At 61.8% G+C, this 16304-nt stretch carries 17 protein-coding genes; 11 read left to right on the top strand and 6 right to left on the bottom strand.

What is annotated here, in order from left to right:
* Positions 1-7: 7 nt before the first annotated feature.
* Both ggt and AEYBE204_RS26340 read right to left on the bottom strand, forming a co-directional pair.
* Entirely contained in the window at positions 8-1750 is a 1743-nt protein-coding gene (ggt, locus tag AEYBE204_RS26345) for a gamma-glutamyltransferase (RefSeq protein WP_023461431.1), read from the bottom strand.
* 37 nt (positions 1751-1787) lie between these two features.
* Positions 1788-2561, bottom strand: coding sequence for a carboxylesterase (locus tag AEYBE204_RS26340; RefSeq protein WP_035441741.1), 774 nt, complete (start codon positions 2559-2561; stop codon positions 1788-1790).
* 43 nt (positions 2562-2604) lie between these two features.
* On the opposite strand from AEYBE204_RS26340, the gene AEYBE204_RS26335 reads away from it, so the two are divergent.
* The 8 genes from AEYBE204_RS26335 to AEYBE204_RS26305 all read left to right on the top strand — a co-directional run bounded on the left by AEYBE204_RS26335 (position 2605) and on the right by AEYBE204_RS26305 (position 9663).
* Positions 2605-3780: a glycosyltransferase family 4 protein gene (locus AEYBE204_RS26335; RefSeq protein ID WP_023461429.1), complete on the top strand. Its 1176-nt coding sequence runs from the start codon at positions 2605-2607 to the stop codon at positions 3778-3780.
* A 205-nt stretch (positions 3781-3985) separates the two neighbouring features.
* Complete coding sequence (gene infC / locus AEYBE204_RS26330; RefSeq protein ID WP_023461428.1) at positions 3986-4507, top strand: translation initiation factor IF-3; 522 nt, start codon at positions 3986-3988, stop codon at positions 4505-4507.
* A gap of 62 nt (positions 4508-4569) precedes the next feature.
* The gene (locus AEYBE204_RS26325; protein WP_023461427.1) at positions 4570-5541 is read left to right on the top strand and encodes an alpha/beta hydrolase; all 972 of its coding nucleotides are present in this window, start codon (positions 4570-4572) and stop codon (positions 5539-5541) included.
* Positions 5542-5665: 124 nt separating this feature from the next.
* Positions 5666-5845: a hypothetical protein gene (locus AEYBE204_RS0120010; protein WP_155908276.1), complete on the top strand. Its 180-nt coding sequence runs from the start codon at positions 5666-5668 to the stop codon at positions 5843-5845.
* Entirely contained in the window at positions 5838-6218 is a 381-nt protein-coding gene (locus AEYBE204_RS26320; RefSeq protein WP_023461425.1) for a type II toxin-antitoxin system VapC family toxin, read from the top strand. The genes AEYBE204_RS0120010 and AEYBE204_RS26320 overlap by 8 nt, the downstream gene beginning before the upstream one ends.
* Positions 6219-6347: 129 nt before the next feature.
* Entirely contained in the window at positions 6348-8927 is a 2580-nt protein-coding gene (gene clpB, locus AEYBE204_RS26315) for an ATP-dependent chaperone ClpB (protein ID WP_023461424.1), read from the top strand.
* A 162-nt stretch (positions 8928-9089) separates the two neighbouring features.
* Positions 9090-9395, top strand: coding sequence for a type II toxin-antitoxin system RelB/DinJ family antitoxin (locus AEYBE204_RS26310; protein ID WP_031230043.1), 306 nt, complete (start codon positions 9090-9092; stop codon positions 9393-9395).
* A complete protein-coding gene (locus tag AEYBE204_RS26305; RefSeq protein WP_023461422.1) occupies positions 9382-9663 on the top strand; it encodes a type II toxin-antitoxin system RelE/ParE family toxin in 282 nt (93 codons plus the stop codon). Before AEYBE204_RS26310 ends, AEYBE204_RS26305 begins: the two co-directional genes overlap by 14 nt.
* Here AEYBE204_RS26305 and AEYBE204_RS26300 read toward each other — a convergent pair whose 3' ends face one another.
* A complete protein-coding gene (locus AEYBE204_RS26300) occupies positions 9664-10434 on the bottom strand; it encodes a tRNA1(Val) (adenine(37)-N6)-methyltransferase (protein WP_023461421.1) in 771 nt (256 codons plus the stop codon).
* Between the two features lie 124 nt (positions 10435-10558).
* On the opposite strand from AEYBE204_RS26300, the gene AEYBE204_RS26295 reads away from it, so the two are divergent.
* Positions 10559-11584 (top strand): polyprenyl synthetase family protein, encoded by a 1026-nt coding sequence (locus tag AEYBE204_RS26295; RefSeq protein WP_023461420.1) that lies wholly within the window; start codon positions 10559-10561, stop codon positions 11582-11584.
* On the opposite strand, the gene AEYBE204_RS26290 is transcribed toward AEYBE204_RS26295, so the two are convergent.
* Together AEYBE204_RS26290 and AEYBE204_RS40245 are read right to left on the bottom strand one after the other, a co-directional pair.
* Positions 11560-12336: an SDR family oxidoreductase gene (locus tag AEYBE204_RS26290; protein ID WP_023461419.1), complete on the bottom strand. Its 777-nt coding sequence runs from the start codon at positions 12334-12336 to the stop codon at positions 11560-11562. The two genes, AEYBE204_RS26295 and AEYBE204_RS26290, sit on opposite strands and share 25 nt — an antisense overlap.
* On the bottom strand, positions 12329-12469 hold the full coding sequence (locus tag AEYBE204_RS40245; RefSeq protein WP_155908274.1) for a hypothetical protein: 141 nt from the start codon (positions 12467-12469) through the stop codon (positions 12329-12331). Before AEYBE204_RS40245 ends, AEYBE204_RS26290 begins: the two co-directional genes overlap by 8 nt.
* A 77-nt stretch (positions 12470-12546) precedes the next feature.
* On the opposite strand from AEYBE204_RS40245, the gene AEYBE204_RS26285 reads away from it, so the two are divergent.
* Positions 12547-13020: an NUDIX domain-containing protein gene (locus tag AEYBE204_RS26285; protein WP_023461418.1), complete on the top strand. Its 474-nt coding sequence runs from the start codon at positions 12547-12549 to the stop codon at positions 13018-13020.
* Here AEYBE204_RS26285 and AEYBE204_RS26280 read toward each other — a convergent pair.
* The gene (locus AEYBE204_RS26280) at positions 12953-14110 is read right to left on the bottom strand and encodes an acyltransferase (protein ID WP_023461417.1); all 1158 of its coding nucleotides are present in this window, start codon (positions 14108-14110) and stop codon (positions 12953-12955) included. The genes AEYBE204_RS26285 and AEYBE204_RS26280 overlap by 68 nt on opposite strands.
* A 204-nt stretch (positions 14111-14314) precedes the next feature.
* Here AEYBE204_RS26280 and uvrC point away from each other — a divergent pair, with 204 nt between their 5' ends.
* The gene (uvrC, locus tag AEYBE204_RS26275; RefSeq protein WP_369751807.1) at positions 14315-16222 is read left to right on the top strand and encodes an excinuclease ABC subunit UvrC; all 1908 of its coding nucleotides are present in this window, start codon (positions 14315-14317) and stop codon (positions 16220-16222) included.
* Positions 16223-16304: the final 82 nt, after the last annotated feature.

Below are 16304 nucleotides of genomic sequence, written 5' to 3'. Positions count from 1 at the left end.
CGTGCGCTTAATAGGCCAGCGCTAAGCCGTCCTTGCGCATTTCGGTCGCCGCGCCATAGGCCCGGCCCAGCGGATCGTTCTGCGTCATGATCGCCTGATAGCCGCCGTAACCGCCGGGTGCGGGTTTTGTCGCCCAGCCGAGCTTTTCCAGCCCCGCCCGCGTCTCCAGCGGTACGCCGTTTTCCAGATTGAGCGTCCCGGTGCCGCTGGCCATTTCGCCGGTCGGTTCGGACGAGCCTTCGTGGTGCCAGCGCGGCGAATCACCGGCCTCCTGCAAGCCAAGCCCGTAGTCGATCATGTTGACGAGGATCTGCGCCTGACCTTGCGGCTGCATGTCGCCGCCCATGACGCCGAAGCTGAGCCACGGCTGCCCGTCCTTGCAGGCGAAACCGGGGATGATGGTGTGGAACGGCCGCTTGCCCGGCGCGTAGATATTGGGCGAGCCGTCGCGCAAGGAAAACAGTTCGCCGCGGTCCTGAAACATGAAGCCCAACCCGTCGGCGACGAGGCCGGAGCCCATGCCGCGATAGTTCGACTGAATCCAGCTCACCATCATGCCATCCTTGTCCGAGACGGTGAAATAGGTCGTATCGCCGCGCGCCGGGGCCTCATAAGGGACCACACGGGGCAGGATGGTGTCTTGCCTGATTTTTGCCGCCTGTTCTTTCGCATAGGTTTTCGACAACAGGGCCTCGACTGGCATCTTCGAGAAATCCGGATCGCCGAAGAATTTCGCCCGGTCCTCGAAGGCCAGCCGCTTGGCCTCGATCTGGGTGTGCAGCGAGGCGGTGGTCTGGAAGCCCATGCTTTTCAGGTCGAAATTCTCCAGAATATTCATCATCTGAAGCGTCGACAGGCCCTGCGTATTGGCGCCCAGCCCCAGCACCTCGACGCCGCGATAGGTGGTTTTCAGCGGTTCGGAATATTCGCCCTTATGCGCGCTGAGATCGGATTTGCGCAGATGGCCGCCAATGCGTTTGAAATAGGCGTCGATGGTCTCGGCGATCTGGCCTTCGTAGAAGCTGCGCGGGCCGTTCTTGGCCAGTTCGCGATAGGTCGCGGCCAGATCGGGGTTGCGGAAAATCTCGCCTTCACGCGGGGCGCGGCCATTGGGGGCATAGGTCTTAAGGAAGTTCTGCACCTCCTCGATGCCCGACGTCGGATTGGTGAAGCGGCGATAGCTGGCATTGAGGTAATAGGCGATGGTTTGCGCGACCGGCACGCCGCGTTCGCACAGGGCGATGGCCGGAGCCAGCAGGTCGGCGAATTTCAGCTTGCCGTATCTGGCGTGCATTTGCCCCCAGGTATCGACCGCGCCGGGTACGGAAACCGAGACGCTTCCCCAGGACGGGATATGGTTGTCTTTCGCCTTCGCGCGGACGTGTTCGAGGCTCATCCCCTTAGGCGAGCGGCCCGACCCGTTGAAACCGATGACTTTTTTGACCTTGGGGTCCCACAACATGACATAGGCGTCGCCGCCAATGCCGCACGAGACCGGCTCAAGGAACCCCAGTGCCGCATTGATGGCGATGGCCGCATCGATGGCCGAACCGCCCTGACGCAGGATGTCGATACCGATCAGACTGGCCATGGGGTGGGCCGTCGCCGCCGCACCCTGCGTGCCCCAGACGGTCGAGCGACCGGCGAACTGGGCGCCGGTTACACGGTCGCCGCCCTTGAGCGGATCGAGCGCGAAGGCGGGCGATGTGGCGAGGGCCGGCAAGGTAGCGAGGAAACTGCGGCGGTGCATGGGTCAAACTCCGGTTTGATCCATGTGGTATCAGATTTTACGATTTGGCAAGGCCGCGCACCGTGTCCACCAGTCGCGTCAGGTCCGCCGGGCTCGACAGCCGGTGGTCGCCGCCCTTGATCAGCGTCACGGTCACGTCCTTAGCAGAGACATGCCGTGCCAGCCGCAGGCCGTGCTCCCACGGCACAACCTCATCGTTCAGGCCGTGCAGGATCTGCACCGGGCCGTCGAAGGGCAGGGGCTTATCGAGGACCAGATGGTCGCGCGCTTCGTCGAAAAAGGCCTGCGACATCGGCACGTCGTAATCATAGCCGCGCAGATTGAAAAACCCGGATACCTCCAGCGCGCGTCGGTCTTCGGGCGATAAAGACGGCAGCATCAGTTCGGTGGCGAAATCGGGGGCGGGGGCGATGAACACGGCGGCCCTGACGCGTTCGGGCCGGTCGCGGATCAGCAGCGACGCCATCCAGCCGCCCATGCTGGAGCCGACGATGACCAGTGGGCCGGTGGTCAGATTGTCCACCACATCGAGCACGTTCTGCCGCCACTGACCGACGCGGGCGTTGTCCCATGTGCCCGAACTGGCCCCGTGCGCGGCGTAGTCGAAACGCAGAAAATCCCAGCCTTCGCTGCGGGCGGCATCGGCCAGGGCCTGCGCCTTCGAGCCGGTCATGTCGGATTTGAAGCCGCCCAGCCACAGGACGGTAGGGCCGTCGCCGGTCAGGCGGCGGTAGGCGATCCCGGTCCCGTCGGAGCCGGTGAGAAACGCTTGAAGGTCTTTGGGGGTGTCTTGATTTGCGCTATCGGTCATGCGCATAAGCCATAATCCTGACGCCACCCGTGAACAAGCCCCGATGCCGAACGCCTTTCCCTACACCGTGCTGCAAGTCGTGCCCGAACTGGACACCGGCGGGGTGGAGCAGACCGTGGTCGACATCGCCCGCGCGGTAATCGAAGGGGGCGGCCGCGCCATCGTTGTGTCGAAAGGCGGGCGGCTGGAGGGGTATCTGACATCGATCGGGGCGGTGGTGCATCGCTTACCGGTCCATTCCAAGAACCCCTATATACAGTGGAGGAACTATTTCGCGCTTAAGGCTTTGATCAAAAAAGAAAAAGCCGATATCGTCCATGTGCGGTCGCGCGCGCCGGCGCTGTCGGTGCTTCCCGCCGCAAAGGCGCTGGGCGTGAAGACGGTGACCACCTATCACGGCATCTATAATGCCGGATCGGCGTTGAAGCGCTGGTACAACGGACGCATGACGACGGCGGACGTGACCATCGCCAATTCCAGTTATACGCGCGACCATATCCTCAAAACTTACGATATCGATCCGGCGAAGGTCATCGCTATTCCGCGAGGCATCGATCTGGGCAAGTTCGATCCGGCTGAGTTTGACCCGAACGATGTTGATCAAAAGCGCATCGACAAGCTGGCGAAGGCGTGGAGCATTGACCGGACCGATGGCCGGACGCGGTTTCTGCTGGCTGGACGCCTGACGCGCTGGAAGGGGCAGGCGCTGATCATTGAAGCGCTGTGGGCGCAGCACACCGAATTGGTAGAACGTGCCCATGTCGAAGTCATTATGGCGGGCGACGATCAGGGGCGCACGGAGTACCGGCGTCAACTCGATGACCTGATAGCCATGTATGCGCTTGAAGATACGGTCAAGCTGGTCGGCCATTGCTCGGACATGCCCGCCGCCTATGCCCTGTGCGATTTCGCGCTGGCCCCGTCGCTGGAGCCGGAGGCCTTCGGGCGCACGGCGGTCGAGCCTCAGGCCATGGGTAAGCCGGTGTTGGCGGCGAAACACGGCGCAACGGTGGAAACCGTGGAAGACGGCGTCAGCGGCTGGCTGATCGCGCCGGGCGATAAACTGGCCTGGGCCGATGCCATGAAGGCGGCGACCCTGACAACGCCCGAAGTGCGCGCCGGGATGGGCGCCGCCGGTCAGGCGCGGGTAGGCGAACGGTTCAGCCTTGAGGCCATGTGCGAGGCTACCCTTGCGGTTTATCGCTCCCTTCTTACATAGGCAGTTATGCTGGTCGCGCATCTGATCCCAAAACCGCTGCACACTTTTTGGGATGCGCTTAAAGGCAACAGGCGAAAATTAAAATCGCCGTTTCCACAAAGGGGATTGATCACCCCCATGCCCTTCCTATAATTAGGCCCCAAATTCGGACTCCTGAGTCCAAACCCCATCAACAGTCCATGGAGACTTTGCTATTCGTCGCCCAATGCAAGCCCCGCCCGCTAAAGACGGCCCCCGTATCAATCAGGACATCAAGGTGCCCCGCGTCCTCCTGATCGATCAGAACGGTGAGAAACAAGGCATCATGCCGACCTCCGCCGCGCTTGAAGCCGCCGAAGAAGCCGGTCTTGATCTGGTCGAAGTCTCCCCGACCGCCGACCCCCCCGTCTGCAAGATCCTCGACTACGGTAAGTTCCGCTTCCAGGAGCAGAAGAAGAAGGCCGAGGCGCGCAAGAAGCAGAAGGTCGTCGAAATCAAGGAAATCAAGCTTCGCCCGAATATCGACATCCACGATTACGAGGTGAAGGCCAAGGCCATGACGCGCTTCTTCGAAGAAGGCGACAAGGTCAAGGTGACGCTCCGCTTCCGCGGCCGTGAAATGGCCCACCCGGAACTGGGCATGAAGCTGCTGAACAAGGTCAAGACGGATTTCGAGGAAACCACCAAGGTGGAATACGAGCCCCGGATGGAAGGTCGCCAGATGATCATGATCCTGGCACCGAAATAAGCTTTAGAAAAATAACGAGGCTCCGGGTTCAACCGGAGCCTTTTGCATATCAGGAGAAACAAATGGACAGACGCACCCTGCTCATGGGGGCCGCCGGTGTGGTCGTGGCCAATGCCGTGGCGGCGCAGACACCGGTATCCGGGTCGTCGCCGTTCACCGTCGAAGGCGTGATCAGCCAGCAGGCTAAAGACTTTCCCGAGGTGCGCGCGCCGGACCTGCCGCCGGAAGGCACGATCCGCAAGCGTGAAGGCATCGTCTATCTGACGCGACCGGGGGAGAAACTGCTGGTCGATGTCTATCGTCCGGCAAAGGCCGGTCTATACCCGGCGGTGCTGATGATTCACGGCGGCGGCTGGGAATCCGGTTCGCGTCAGATGGAACGCGCCTTCTGCCAGCGGCTGGCGGCTTTGGGCTTTGTGGCCATGACGGTCGGCTATCGGTTGGGCGAGAGCGGGCGGTTTCCGGGTAATGTGCTCGATATCAAGGCCGCCGTGCGCTGGGCGCGGTCCCACGCCGATGCCGACGGCATAGATACGCGCTTCGTCGCCATTGCCGGGGGTTCGGCAGGCGGGCATCTGGCGGCGTTTCTGGGGGCCAGTAACGGCGTGGCGGCGTTCGACGATGCACCCGGTGATAGCCGTGTCGACGCTGTGGTCGATATCGACGGCGCGGCGTCCTTCCCCGATGCGGCGCTGATCAAGCGGGAGGAAGAGCGGCTGGGGGCGACCTCGCGCTATCTGGGTGGCAACTATTCAACGCGGCGCGAAACGTGGTTCGCCGCGTCGCCCCTGACCTATGTCAGTCGCCAGAGCGCGCCGACCCTGTTCATCAACTCCAACCGCCCGACACCGATCCTGCCCGGTCGCCCGGAGATGAAAGCACGGCTCAACGCGCTCGGTATCGTATCCGAGATTATCGACATGCCAGAGGGCACGCCGCACCCGTTCTGGCTGGTCGAGCCGTGGTTTACGCCCACGATCGAGCGCACGGCAGCGTTTTTGATGACGCAATACAAGGCAAAGATCGGCGTTTGATTGACATTTTTTACCGATATGTCATTATTTAAAAATGTGACATTTGAGGTGTGCTATGTATCAGGCCAATATAACCTTAGCGTCCAATGGCCGGTTGGTGATTCCCGCACAGATGCGCGCGGAAATGGGCCTCCCTCAGGGCGGGCCGGTCATAGCGCGGCTTATTGATGGCGCGGTCATCCTTGAGTCTGTCGATCTGGCGGTCAGGCGGGCGCAAGCGCTGGTCAGGCAGTATGCGACCGTGGCCGACAGCGTCGCCGATGAATTGATCCGGGATCGCCGCGCCGCCGCCGATCATGAGTGATCATATTCTCGACAGTTCGGCGATGCTGGCCCTGCTGTTCAACGAGGTCGGGGCCGATCGCGTGCAAGCGGTATTGCCCGATGCGGCGATTTCGGCTGTCAATTTTTCGGAAGTAATTGCCAAATTGACAGAAAAAGGCGTGCCGCCGGACGCCGCGCGACAAGCCGTGGAAGCTTTGGGCATACAGGTCATCGTCCACGATGTCGAACAGGCGTTTTTGGCGGGTGCTCTGCGTCCGGTGACCCGCGCGCTTGGTTTGTCATTGGGTGATCGCGCCTGTCTGGGTCTCGCGCAGATGCGCGGTTTGCCGGTGCTGACGGCGGATGCGGCATGGGCAAACCTCTCCGGTTTTCAGGTCGTGCTGATCCGCTGATCTGCGGCAAAATTCCCATGCTGGGGCCTCTTGTGTGGCGCAATAATCACACCATATCGATGAGCATGAGAGGCTGCTTCTGAGCAAGGGCCACTCAAATTTATCCGCCGAAATGGGGAGCCCAAGACTATGAATATCGAAAAATACTCCGAGAAAACGCAAAAGCTTATCCAGAGCGCTCAGGCCATTGCCCAGAGCCGCAACCATCAGTATTTCACCCCGCTGCATATCCTGAAGGCCCTGACCGAGGACCGCGAATCCGTGGCGCGCCCGTTGCTGGAACGCGCCGGTGGCCGCCCCGAAGCCTTTATCGGCGCGGTCGATGCGGCGCTGGCCAAGCTGCCGTCGGTAACCGGCGGCAATACGCAACTCTATATGCACAATGACACGGCGAAGCTGTTCACCGAGGCCGAAACCGATGCCAATAAAGGCGGCGACGCGTTCGTGACCGCCGACCGCCTGCTGGTCGCGGCGCTGAACAATAGCGATGGCGCCAGCCTGCTCAAGGCGGCGGGCACGTCGCTGGGGCAATTGAAGGACGCGCAAAAGGAATTCCGCAAGGGTAAGCCCGCCAACAGCGCCACGTCGGAAAACGGCTTCGATGCGCTGAATCGTTATGCCCGCGACCTGACTCAGGACGCGCTCGACGGCAAGATCGACCCGGTCATCGGCCGCGACGAGGAAATCCGCCGAACGATTCAGGTGCTGGCCCGCCGCACCAAGAACAACCCCGTGCTGATCGGCGAACCGGGCGTTGGTAAGACCGCCATCGTCGAAGGTCTGGCGCAGCGCATCATCAATGGCGACGTGCCGGAATCGCTGAAAGACAAGAAGCTCCTGTCGCTCGATATGGGCGCTCTGATAGCCGGGGCGAAATACCGCGGTGAATTCGAGGAGCGCCTGAAGGCCGTCCTCAACGAGGTGACTCAGGCCGAAGGCCAGATCGTGCTGTTCATCGACGAGATGCACACCCTGGTCGGTGCCGGTAAGTCCGACGGCGCGATGGACGCCTCGAACCTGCTCAAGCCCGCTCTTGCGCGCGGCGAACTGCACTGCGTCGGCGCGACGACCTTGGATGAATACCAGAAGCACGTCGAAAAAGACCCCGCTTTGGCCCGGCGTTTCCAACCGGTTTTCGTGCAGGAACCCACCGTCGAGGACACCATCTCGATCCTGCGCGGGCTCAAGGAAAAGTACGAGCTGCACCACGGCGTCAAGATTTCCGACAGCGCCATCGTTTCGGCGGCGACGTTGTCGAACCGCTATATTTCCGACCGTTTCCTGCCGGACAAGGCCATCGACCTTATCGACGAGGCCGGGTCGCGCGTGCGCATGGCGGTCGATTCCAAACCCGAAGAGCTCGACGAATTCGACCGCCGCATCGTGCAGTTGAAGATCGAGCGCGAGGCCCTGCAAAAGGAAACCGACGCCGGGTCGCGGACGCGGCTGGAAAAGCTGACCGACGAACTGGAAGATTTGGAGGGCAAATCCGCCGAACTGACCGCGCGCTGGAAGGCCGAAAAAGACAAGGTCGGGGCCGCCTCGCGCGCCCGCGAAGCATTGGACCGCGCCCGTATCGAACTGGCGGCGGCGCAGCGCAATGGCGACCTGCAACGGGCGTCGGAAATCCTCTATGGCCAGATCCCGCAGCTTGAAAAGCAGGTCGCTGAGGCCGAAACCAAGTCCGAGGAAGCACCGCTGACGCCGGAAGTCGTGGACGCCTCGCAGATCGCGCAGGTCGTATCGCGCTGGACCGGCATCCCGGTCGACCGGATGCTGGAAGGCGAGCGCGACAAGCTGCTGCGCATGGAAGACGAACTGCGTAAACGCGTGGTGGGTCAGGATGAAGCCCTGATCGCCGTCTCCGACGCCGTGCGCCGCGCGCGGGCAGGGCTGAAAGACCCCAACCGCCCGATCGGCTCGTTCCTGTTCTTGGGCCCCACGGGTGTCGGCAAGACCGAGCTGAACAAGGCCCTGGCGGAGTTCCTGTTCGACGACGAAGCGGCGATCACCCGCCTCGACATGTCCGAATATATGGAAAAGCACGCCGTTTCGCGCATGATCGGCGCCCCGCCGGGCTATGTCGGTTACGACGAGGGCGGTGCCCTGACCGAGGCCGTGCGCCGCCGACCCTATCAGGTCGTCCTCTTCGACGAGGTCGAAAAGGCCCACCCGGACGTGTTCAACATCCTGCTTCAGGTGCTGGACGACGGGCGGCTGACCGACGGGCAGGGGCGTGTGGTCGATTTCCGCAACACCCTGATCGTCATGACCTCGAACCTCGGTTCGCAGTACCTCGTCAATATGGACGACGGCACCGATATCGAGCAGGTCCGCCCGCTGGTCATGGACGAGGTCAAGCGCCACTTCCGCCCGGAATTCCTGAACCGGATCGACGAGACCATCCTCTTCCAGCGCCTCGGCCGGGCCAATATGGGCAATATCGTCCGTATCCAGCTCAAGGGTCTGGAAAAGCTGCTGCGCGACCGCGAGATGACGCTGGCCATCGACGACGCGGCACTCAACCATCTGGCTGAGTTGGGCTATGAACCGGCCTACGGCGCGCGGCCACTCAAACGCGTGATCCAGAAGCAACTGGTCGATGCCATCGCCAAGCGGATTTTGAATGGTGAATTCAGCGACGGCGACGTGATAGCTGTCTCCTTCGACGGTGATCATCTGGTGATCGGTCGCCCGACGGTCAACTAAGCGCAATCCAAAAAAAGTGTGCAGCGGTTTTTGGAAAGATGCAGGGTCTCGGACCCTGCACCCGTTAGTTGGAGCAAATGACTCCGTCGCGGTTCTCGTGGCGGGGTTTTCGCTTGCCTGTGTCTCAATTGAGATGCAATCTATATGAAAATGGAGGCGAATATGGGTGCTCACTCTTCGATGCTGCATATCCGTGTGGATGATGAACTGAAGTCTCAGGCCAGCGAAACCTTGGCTGGGTTCGGTTTGACCATTTCGGATGCCGTCCGTATCCTGCTGACCCGCGTCGTGCGCGAGGGCGCATTGCCGCCGGGTTTGACCTCTGATTCTGACGCCTACGACGTGTGGTTTAGGGAAAAGGTGCGTGAATCTCTCGAAGATACGCGTCCGTCAGTGCCGCACGCGCAGGTTATGGCCGAGGCTCAGGCCTTGATCGACAGCAAGCGTAAACGCCGTGCGGAGTCTTGAGTGGCAAGCCACCGCCCGCTTCGAACTGCTCTCTATCTTGGATTATATTTCCGACGATGATCCGGACGCGGCGCAGCGGTTAAAGGATTTGATAGAGTCACAGGCAGATACTTTGCTTGAATTTCCCAACCGCCATAGGGCAGGACGTGTGCCGGGAACACGGGAAATGGTGGTGCATCCCAATTACCTGATCATCTATGCCGTGACCCCACAGGCGGTTAAAATTGTGCGCATCCTGCATGCCGCACAGCAGTGGCCTGAGGTTTAATCACCACCCCAAAACCACATCCCCTCTTAGGATCGTCTCGACCTCCGGCGTGTGTTTGCGGTCGCCGTCGTCGTGCAGGATCAGCGGAGGTAAGAGCCGCAGCGGCGCTTTACCCAGACGCTTGGCACGGACGAGAACGCGCTTGGCGTCTTTGTCGATGAACGGCTGGATCGGGCGGATGACGAACGAGCCGCACTTATTCAGGCCGCTAAGGATATCCCCCAGCCGATCGGCGCGGTGGACGAAGACGATCTCGCCGCCGTCCTTCACCGCTGCCTGCGCGAAGTCGAGCCACGCGGGCAAGCCGTCGTCGGCGATCCACGCCGGGCGTTTCAACTCGTGCGGCGCGCGCAGGGTGTCCGGATCGTCGAAATAGGGCGGATTACTCAGCACCATATCGAAGCGCGGCAGGTCGAAGCTCTTGTAACCCTTGCCGATGTCGCCATAGATCGCACTGTGTTCGCCGCCGTTTTGCGCGATATTGGCCTCGGTCAACACAAAGGTCGCCGCATCGCGCTCGATACCGGTCGCCGTCACCTGCGGGCATCGCGCGGCCAGCGATAAAAACACCCCGCCGACGCCGCAGCCCAGTTCCAGAACGCTCACCGGCTTTACCGGACGTTCGGCCAGAATGCCCGCTGCGCCCGCCGCTAACAGCGCGCCGTCCATCCCGATACGGTAGCCCTTGGCGGGCTGACGCAGCCTGACGCGACCGCCCAGCAGGGTGGTTTCGACGATATCGGGCAGGGCAGGGGGAATGAGACTGTGCATAGAGGGTGATGTAACGGCAACTTTTACCGCGATATACCACAAAGTCTTAACGCGGGCATGGACTAAGGCGAAAAGCGGGTTTAAGTGGGGAAATCATGTGTTTGTACCGCCGGAGCAGGTAGTCTTGGATACGGCCAATATCGAAAAAACCCGTTATGCGGAAACGTCTTCTAAAGCAGACGTCAACGCCCTCGTACGCCTGTGCGAAGCGGATATGGCCTCGGTCAATGCCACCATCACCGAGCGGATGCAAAGCGATGTCTCGATAATTCCGGCCCTGGCCGAGCACCTGATCAGCGCCGGCGGCAAACGTTTGCGCCCGTTGCTCTGCGTCGCCGCTGCGCGCATCGCCGGGACGACTAATGTGCACCATCACAAGCTGTCCGCCGCCGTCGAATTCATCCACACCGCCACGCTGTTGCACGACGACGTGGTCGATTCCAGCCAGTTGCGCCGCGGCAAGGTCGCCGCGCACCTGATCTGGGGCGCGCCGTCGTCGGTTCTGGTCGGCGATTTCCTGTTCGCCCGCGCGTTCGAGTTGATGGTCGAAACCGACTCGCTTCAGGCGCTGGGTATCCTGTCGAAAGCCGCCGGGGTCATCGCCGAAGGCGAGGTGCTGCAACTGATGAAGGCCTACGATATCGGCCTGTCGGAAGCGGTCTATATCGACATCATTTCCGCCAAGACGGCGGCCCTGTTCGCGGCGGCGTCCGAAAGCGGCGCGGTGGCGGCGGGGGCGTCGCGCGACAAACAACAGGCGCTGCGCGACTACGGTATGAACCTCGGTCTGGCGTTTCAAATTCAGGACGATGCCCTCGATTACGGCGGCACGGCGGCGTCTCTGGGCAAGAACGCCGGTGACGACTTCGCCGAGGGCAAGGCGACCCTGCCGCTGATCCTCGCCATTGCCGCGACGGGTGAGGCGGAAACCGATTTCTGGCACCGCACGGTGTCTCTGCGTCAGCAGCAGGAAGGCGATTTCGCGCGCGCCCAAAGCCTGATGATCGAGTCGGGTGCCATGGCGCAGACGATCGACCGCGCGAAGGTCTATGCCCGCAAGGCCAAGGACGCCTTGAAGCTGTTCGAGGCGAGCGAGTGGAAAGCTGCGCTGGAAGCTCTGGCCGATTACAGCGTCGAACGCACGAAGTAGGTCAAAAGCCCCTCCATATCCGGGGTTTGCCAGCCCAGATGCTGGCCGGAATCGACACAGATCATTTGCCCCGTCACCGAGCGCGCCTGCGTCAGATAGACGACGGCTTCGGCGATCTCGTCCGGTGTCACGCGCTTTTGCAGCAGGGTCGAGGCGGCCTCTGACTCGAAGTCTTCGGCGCTCTGATGGATCGACGGCAGGGTCGGGCCGGGGCCCACGGCATTGACGCGAATGCGCGGGGCCAGTTCCTGCGCCAGAGTCCGCGTGGCGTGCCACAGGCCGGCCTTGGACAAACCATAGGAAAAGAACGGCGGCGAGGGTTTCAGAACGCGCTGATCGATCAGATTGATAATGGCGGCACCGTCGGGAACCCCGCCTTGCGCGGCAAAGGCCTGCGCCAGCAGCACCGGGGCCAGCAGGTTGGTCCGCATGTGCTGATCCCAGCATTCGACCGTCATCGAGCCCAGCCGGTCGTCGAAAAATACCGAAGCATTGTTGACGAGCACGCTCAGCGGCCCAAGGGCGGCAACCGCCGCCGGGATCAAACCCTTGACGCTGTCGGGGTCGGAAAGATCGGCCTGCAAGGCTTCGGCGCGGACGCTCAGGGCGCGTAATTCACCGACCAGCTCATGCGCGGCGGCATCCGACGTGCCGTAATGGACGCCGATGGCGTAACCCTGACGCGCGAGGGCAAAGGCGACGGCGCGACCGATTCGTTTGGCGGCGCCGGTAACGAGCGCACTCTTAGTCAATGCGGCCGAAATCGATGAAGTTGATCAGGGCAACGACGCCGAGGAAACCTAACATGATCGCGATGGCCAGCATGGAAAACGCTCCGAAATAAATCTGTACGTCGTGCTTAACCTTGTGCGGATCGCAACTCAAGAGGCGTTACCGGATTAAAATGTGCTGCGCCGCAATGACGACTTGAGAAATTGTATAACAAGGTTCATTCTAAGCTCATGGAAGACTGGAAACGCCTTGTCGAGCCCTATACGCGGCCGCTGTTTTTCGCGCATTCGCGCGTAACGCGCGGCAAGACGCTGGGGGTGCGCGGCATGGTGATCGAAGAGGGCAAGCGCGTCCTTCTGGTCGAACACACCTATCTCGAAGGCTGGTGGCTGCCCGGCGGCGGCGTGGATGCGATGGAAACCGCCGGCGATGCCGTCATACGTGAACTCCAGGAAGAGGCCGGGGTGACGCCGCTTGAGCGACCGAAACTACTGTCGATCCATTCCAATGAGCGCTTTTTCCCCGGCGATCATGTGCTGGTCTATCGCGTTGATCGCTTTGAACAGGGTGACCTGACCTCGCACGGCGAAATCAAGCAGGCGGCCTTTTTCGACTTCGACGCCCTGCCGGATAATATTAACGGGGGGTCTCTGCGGCGGATACAGGAAGTGACCCAAGGCTTTCCACCTGACCCTTTGTGGTAGGTGCTTTTTTACGCCCGATGACGGCGCGCAGCCCGTTGCGTGAGGGCTTTTCGAACCCGTAATGCGCCAGTGCCGACAGGGCTATGGTCACTGCGATCGACGCCCAGAGCCAGTGGATACGTTCGCCCGGCAGGGCCAGACCGAATTTCGGCAGGGTGCGGTAAACGGCAAACAGCACGACATCGTGGATCAGATAGATGGCGTAGGACCACAGGCCAAGCTTGTAAGCCGCGCCGCTGCCGAGCGCTTTCGCCACGGGGCCTTCGTCGGTCGACAGCGCCATGACCAGCAGCGCAAACAGGCCGACAAGGATCAGGTCCGACGGACGCCACGCCAGAAGCAGCAACGACACGCCCAGAATCAGCAGGGCGGCGCGCGACGGGATCAGGGCGCGGAAACGGAACGCGACCATGCCGATGAAGAAGCTCAACAGGCAGCGCAGCATCGTGCCAGTAGCATAGGACGCCGCGATATCGAGCGGGCCGGTGCGCCGTGCCGCCTGACCGAACCACAGCGGGCCATAGGCGACTAGCGCCAGCAGGCCGGCGGCCACGGCGGCGGCGATCAGGGCCTTTTGCCACGACCATCTTAGAGCGGCAACGACCATCAGCGGGAACAGCAGATAGGCCGCCCATTCAGTCGAAATCGACCACGACGGACGGACGATGGAATTGGCCAGCCCCCAGGCCTGAGTCATGGTCAGGTTGGGCAGGATGGCGCGGGCGAGGTCTTCGAAATAGTAGCGCGTCCCCAGCACGGTGGGGATGAGCAGGGCGGTGATCACCGTCATCAGGGCGAACAGCGGCCAGACGCGCGCCACGCGTAGCAGGATGAACTTGCCGAACGCTCTGGGCTCGAATCGGCCCTCGAACATCCGGCCATAGGTCATGGCCATGACGAAGCCCGACAGGACGAAAAACAGGTCCACCGCGATATAGCCGTGCTTGACATAGTGCTGCCACGGCTCCGGAAAACGGAAATAGCCGGTGGCGTGATAAAGCACGACATACAGCGCCGCGACGCCGCGGAGTCCCGTCAGGGCGCGGATTTCACCGGATTTGGCAGCGGTGGGGACGGCGGAGTCCGGCATGGAACGCGATACTTTTTATGAAACGACATGAAGGGAGGTTGGCTCTCCATATTTCATTTGGAACGTCCGGCCAACAAAATTGTGACAACCGAACATTACAGGGCGTGAAGGCGGGGCACTAAAAGTTTTCGATAACGGTGCTTGTATCCCGACGCGTAGGAGGGCATTTATGCGAACATAAGGCGTACAGGCATGAGTGACTCGGTGACGGAAGACCAACCCATATTAGATGCGGAAGCCGTGGAAGAGGTGCTGACCGGCGCGGCCCTGATCCTGCGCGAGGCGCGGTTGGCCGAGGACAAGCCGGGCGTCTATCGCATGATCGGCGAGAACGACGAGGTGCTCTACGTCGGCAAGGCCAAGTCGCTCAAGAAACGCATCCTGCAATATGCGCAGGGCCGCGTCCACGCCCAGCGCATCGCGCGGATGGTCTATCTGACGCGCTCTATGGTCATTGTCCGCACCCGCACCGAAGGCGAAGCCCTGTTGCTGGAGGCGCGCCTGATCAAGGCGCTCAAGCCGCGTTACAATGTGCTTTTGCGCGACGACAAATCCTTTGCCGAGATACTGGTGCGCAAGGATCACGAGGCGGCGCAGATCACCAAGCACCGCGGGGCGCATTCGATCAAGGGCGAATATTACGGCCCGTTCGCCTCGACCGGCGCGGTCAATCGCACGCTCGATACGCTGCAACGGGCGTTTCTGCTCAGGACCTGCACCGACAGCGTCTATGCCTCGCGCACCCGACCGTGCATGCTGCATCAGATCCGCCGCTGTTCCGCGCCCTGTACGGGGGTAATCAGCCTGGACGACTACAACGCTTTGGTCGAACAGGCGCAGGATTTCCTCAAAGGACGATCGCGTGTCGTCATCGACGACCTGTCGAAGCAGATGATGCGCGCCTCGGACGATATGGATTTCGAAAAAGCCGCCTTCCTGCGCGACCGGGTGCGCTCGCTCAACCACATCACCATGTCGTCCTCGATCGGGCTGGGCGAGGCCGAGGCCGATGTCTTCGCCGTGGTTAGCGAGGGCGGCTCGGCCTGCGTGCAGGCGGTGTTCTATCGCGCGGGGCAGAACTGGGGCGACCGCGCCTATTTCCCGCGCGTGCCGGATTCAGGTGAAGAGGCCGACAGCGGCGAGGGCGAGATCCTCGACGCCTTTCTGGGGCAGTTCTATCAGGATCGCCCGGTGCCGAAGCTGATCCTCGTTTCGCATCCGTTGTCGGAGCCCGATCTGATGATGGAGGCGCTGTCCTTGCGCGCCGACCGCAAGGTCGAAATCCACAATCCGAAACGCGGCGAAAAAGCCGACGTCGTGGCCCACGCGCTCAACAACGCCAAGTCGGCCTTGGGGCGGCGCATGGCCGAGCATTCGGCCCAGACGCGGCTGTTGAAAGGCGTGGCGGATATTTTCGAATTGCCCGCACCGCCGGAACGCATTGAAGTCTACGACAACTCGCACCTTGGCGGTACGCATGCGGTCGGGGGCATGGTCGTGGCCGGGCCGGAAGGCTTTATGAAGGGCCAGTACCGCAAGTTCACCATCCGCGACCTCGACAAGATGAATGCCGGCGACGACTACGCCATGATGCGCGAGGTCTTCCGCCGCCGCTTCATGCGCTTGAAAAACCGCGCCGCCGATGCCAGCGACGACGAGGGCTTCGGGCGGCCCGATCTGGTGCTGGTCGACGGTGGGCAAGGGCAACTCGACGCCGTGCTGGAGGTCATGCGCGACCTTAACATGGAGGACATCAAAATCGTCGGCGTCGCCAAGGGCCCCGACCGGGACGCGGGCATGGAGCGTTTCTTCATGCCGGGCCGCGCGCCCTTCATGATGGAGCCGAAGGCTCCGGTGCTTTATTACCTGCAACGACTGCGCGACGAAGCCCACCGCTACGCCATCGGCGCCAACCGGCAAAAGCGCGACGCGGCGATCACCAAGAACCCGTTGGACGAAATCGAAGGCATCGGCCCGCGCAAGAAGCGCGCGCTGCTGGCCGCCTTCGGCTCAGGCCGCGAGGTCGGCAAGGCGCAGATCGAGGACCTGCGCAAGGTCGAGGGCATCAACGAGGCTCTGGCGCGGAAGATCTACGACTTCTTCCACGGGTAGGTCGATATCTTCCCTTTATGGGATAAACGCATTTTGCCTTTGAGATTTGGCGGTAAAAGTGCCAAACAGGCGCAGCCTCAGG

It is taken from the genome of Asticcacaulis sp. YBE204, from assembly GCF_000495855.1.
Lineage (GTDB): Bacteria > Pseudomonadota > Alphaproteobacteria > Caulobacterales > Caulobacteraceae > Asticcacaulis.
This window is presented reverse-complemented; position numbering and strand designations above follow the sequence as displayed.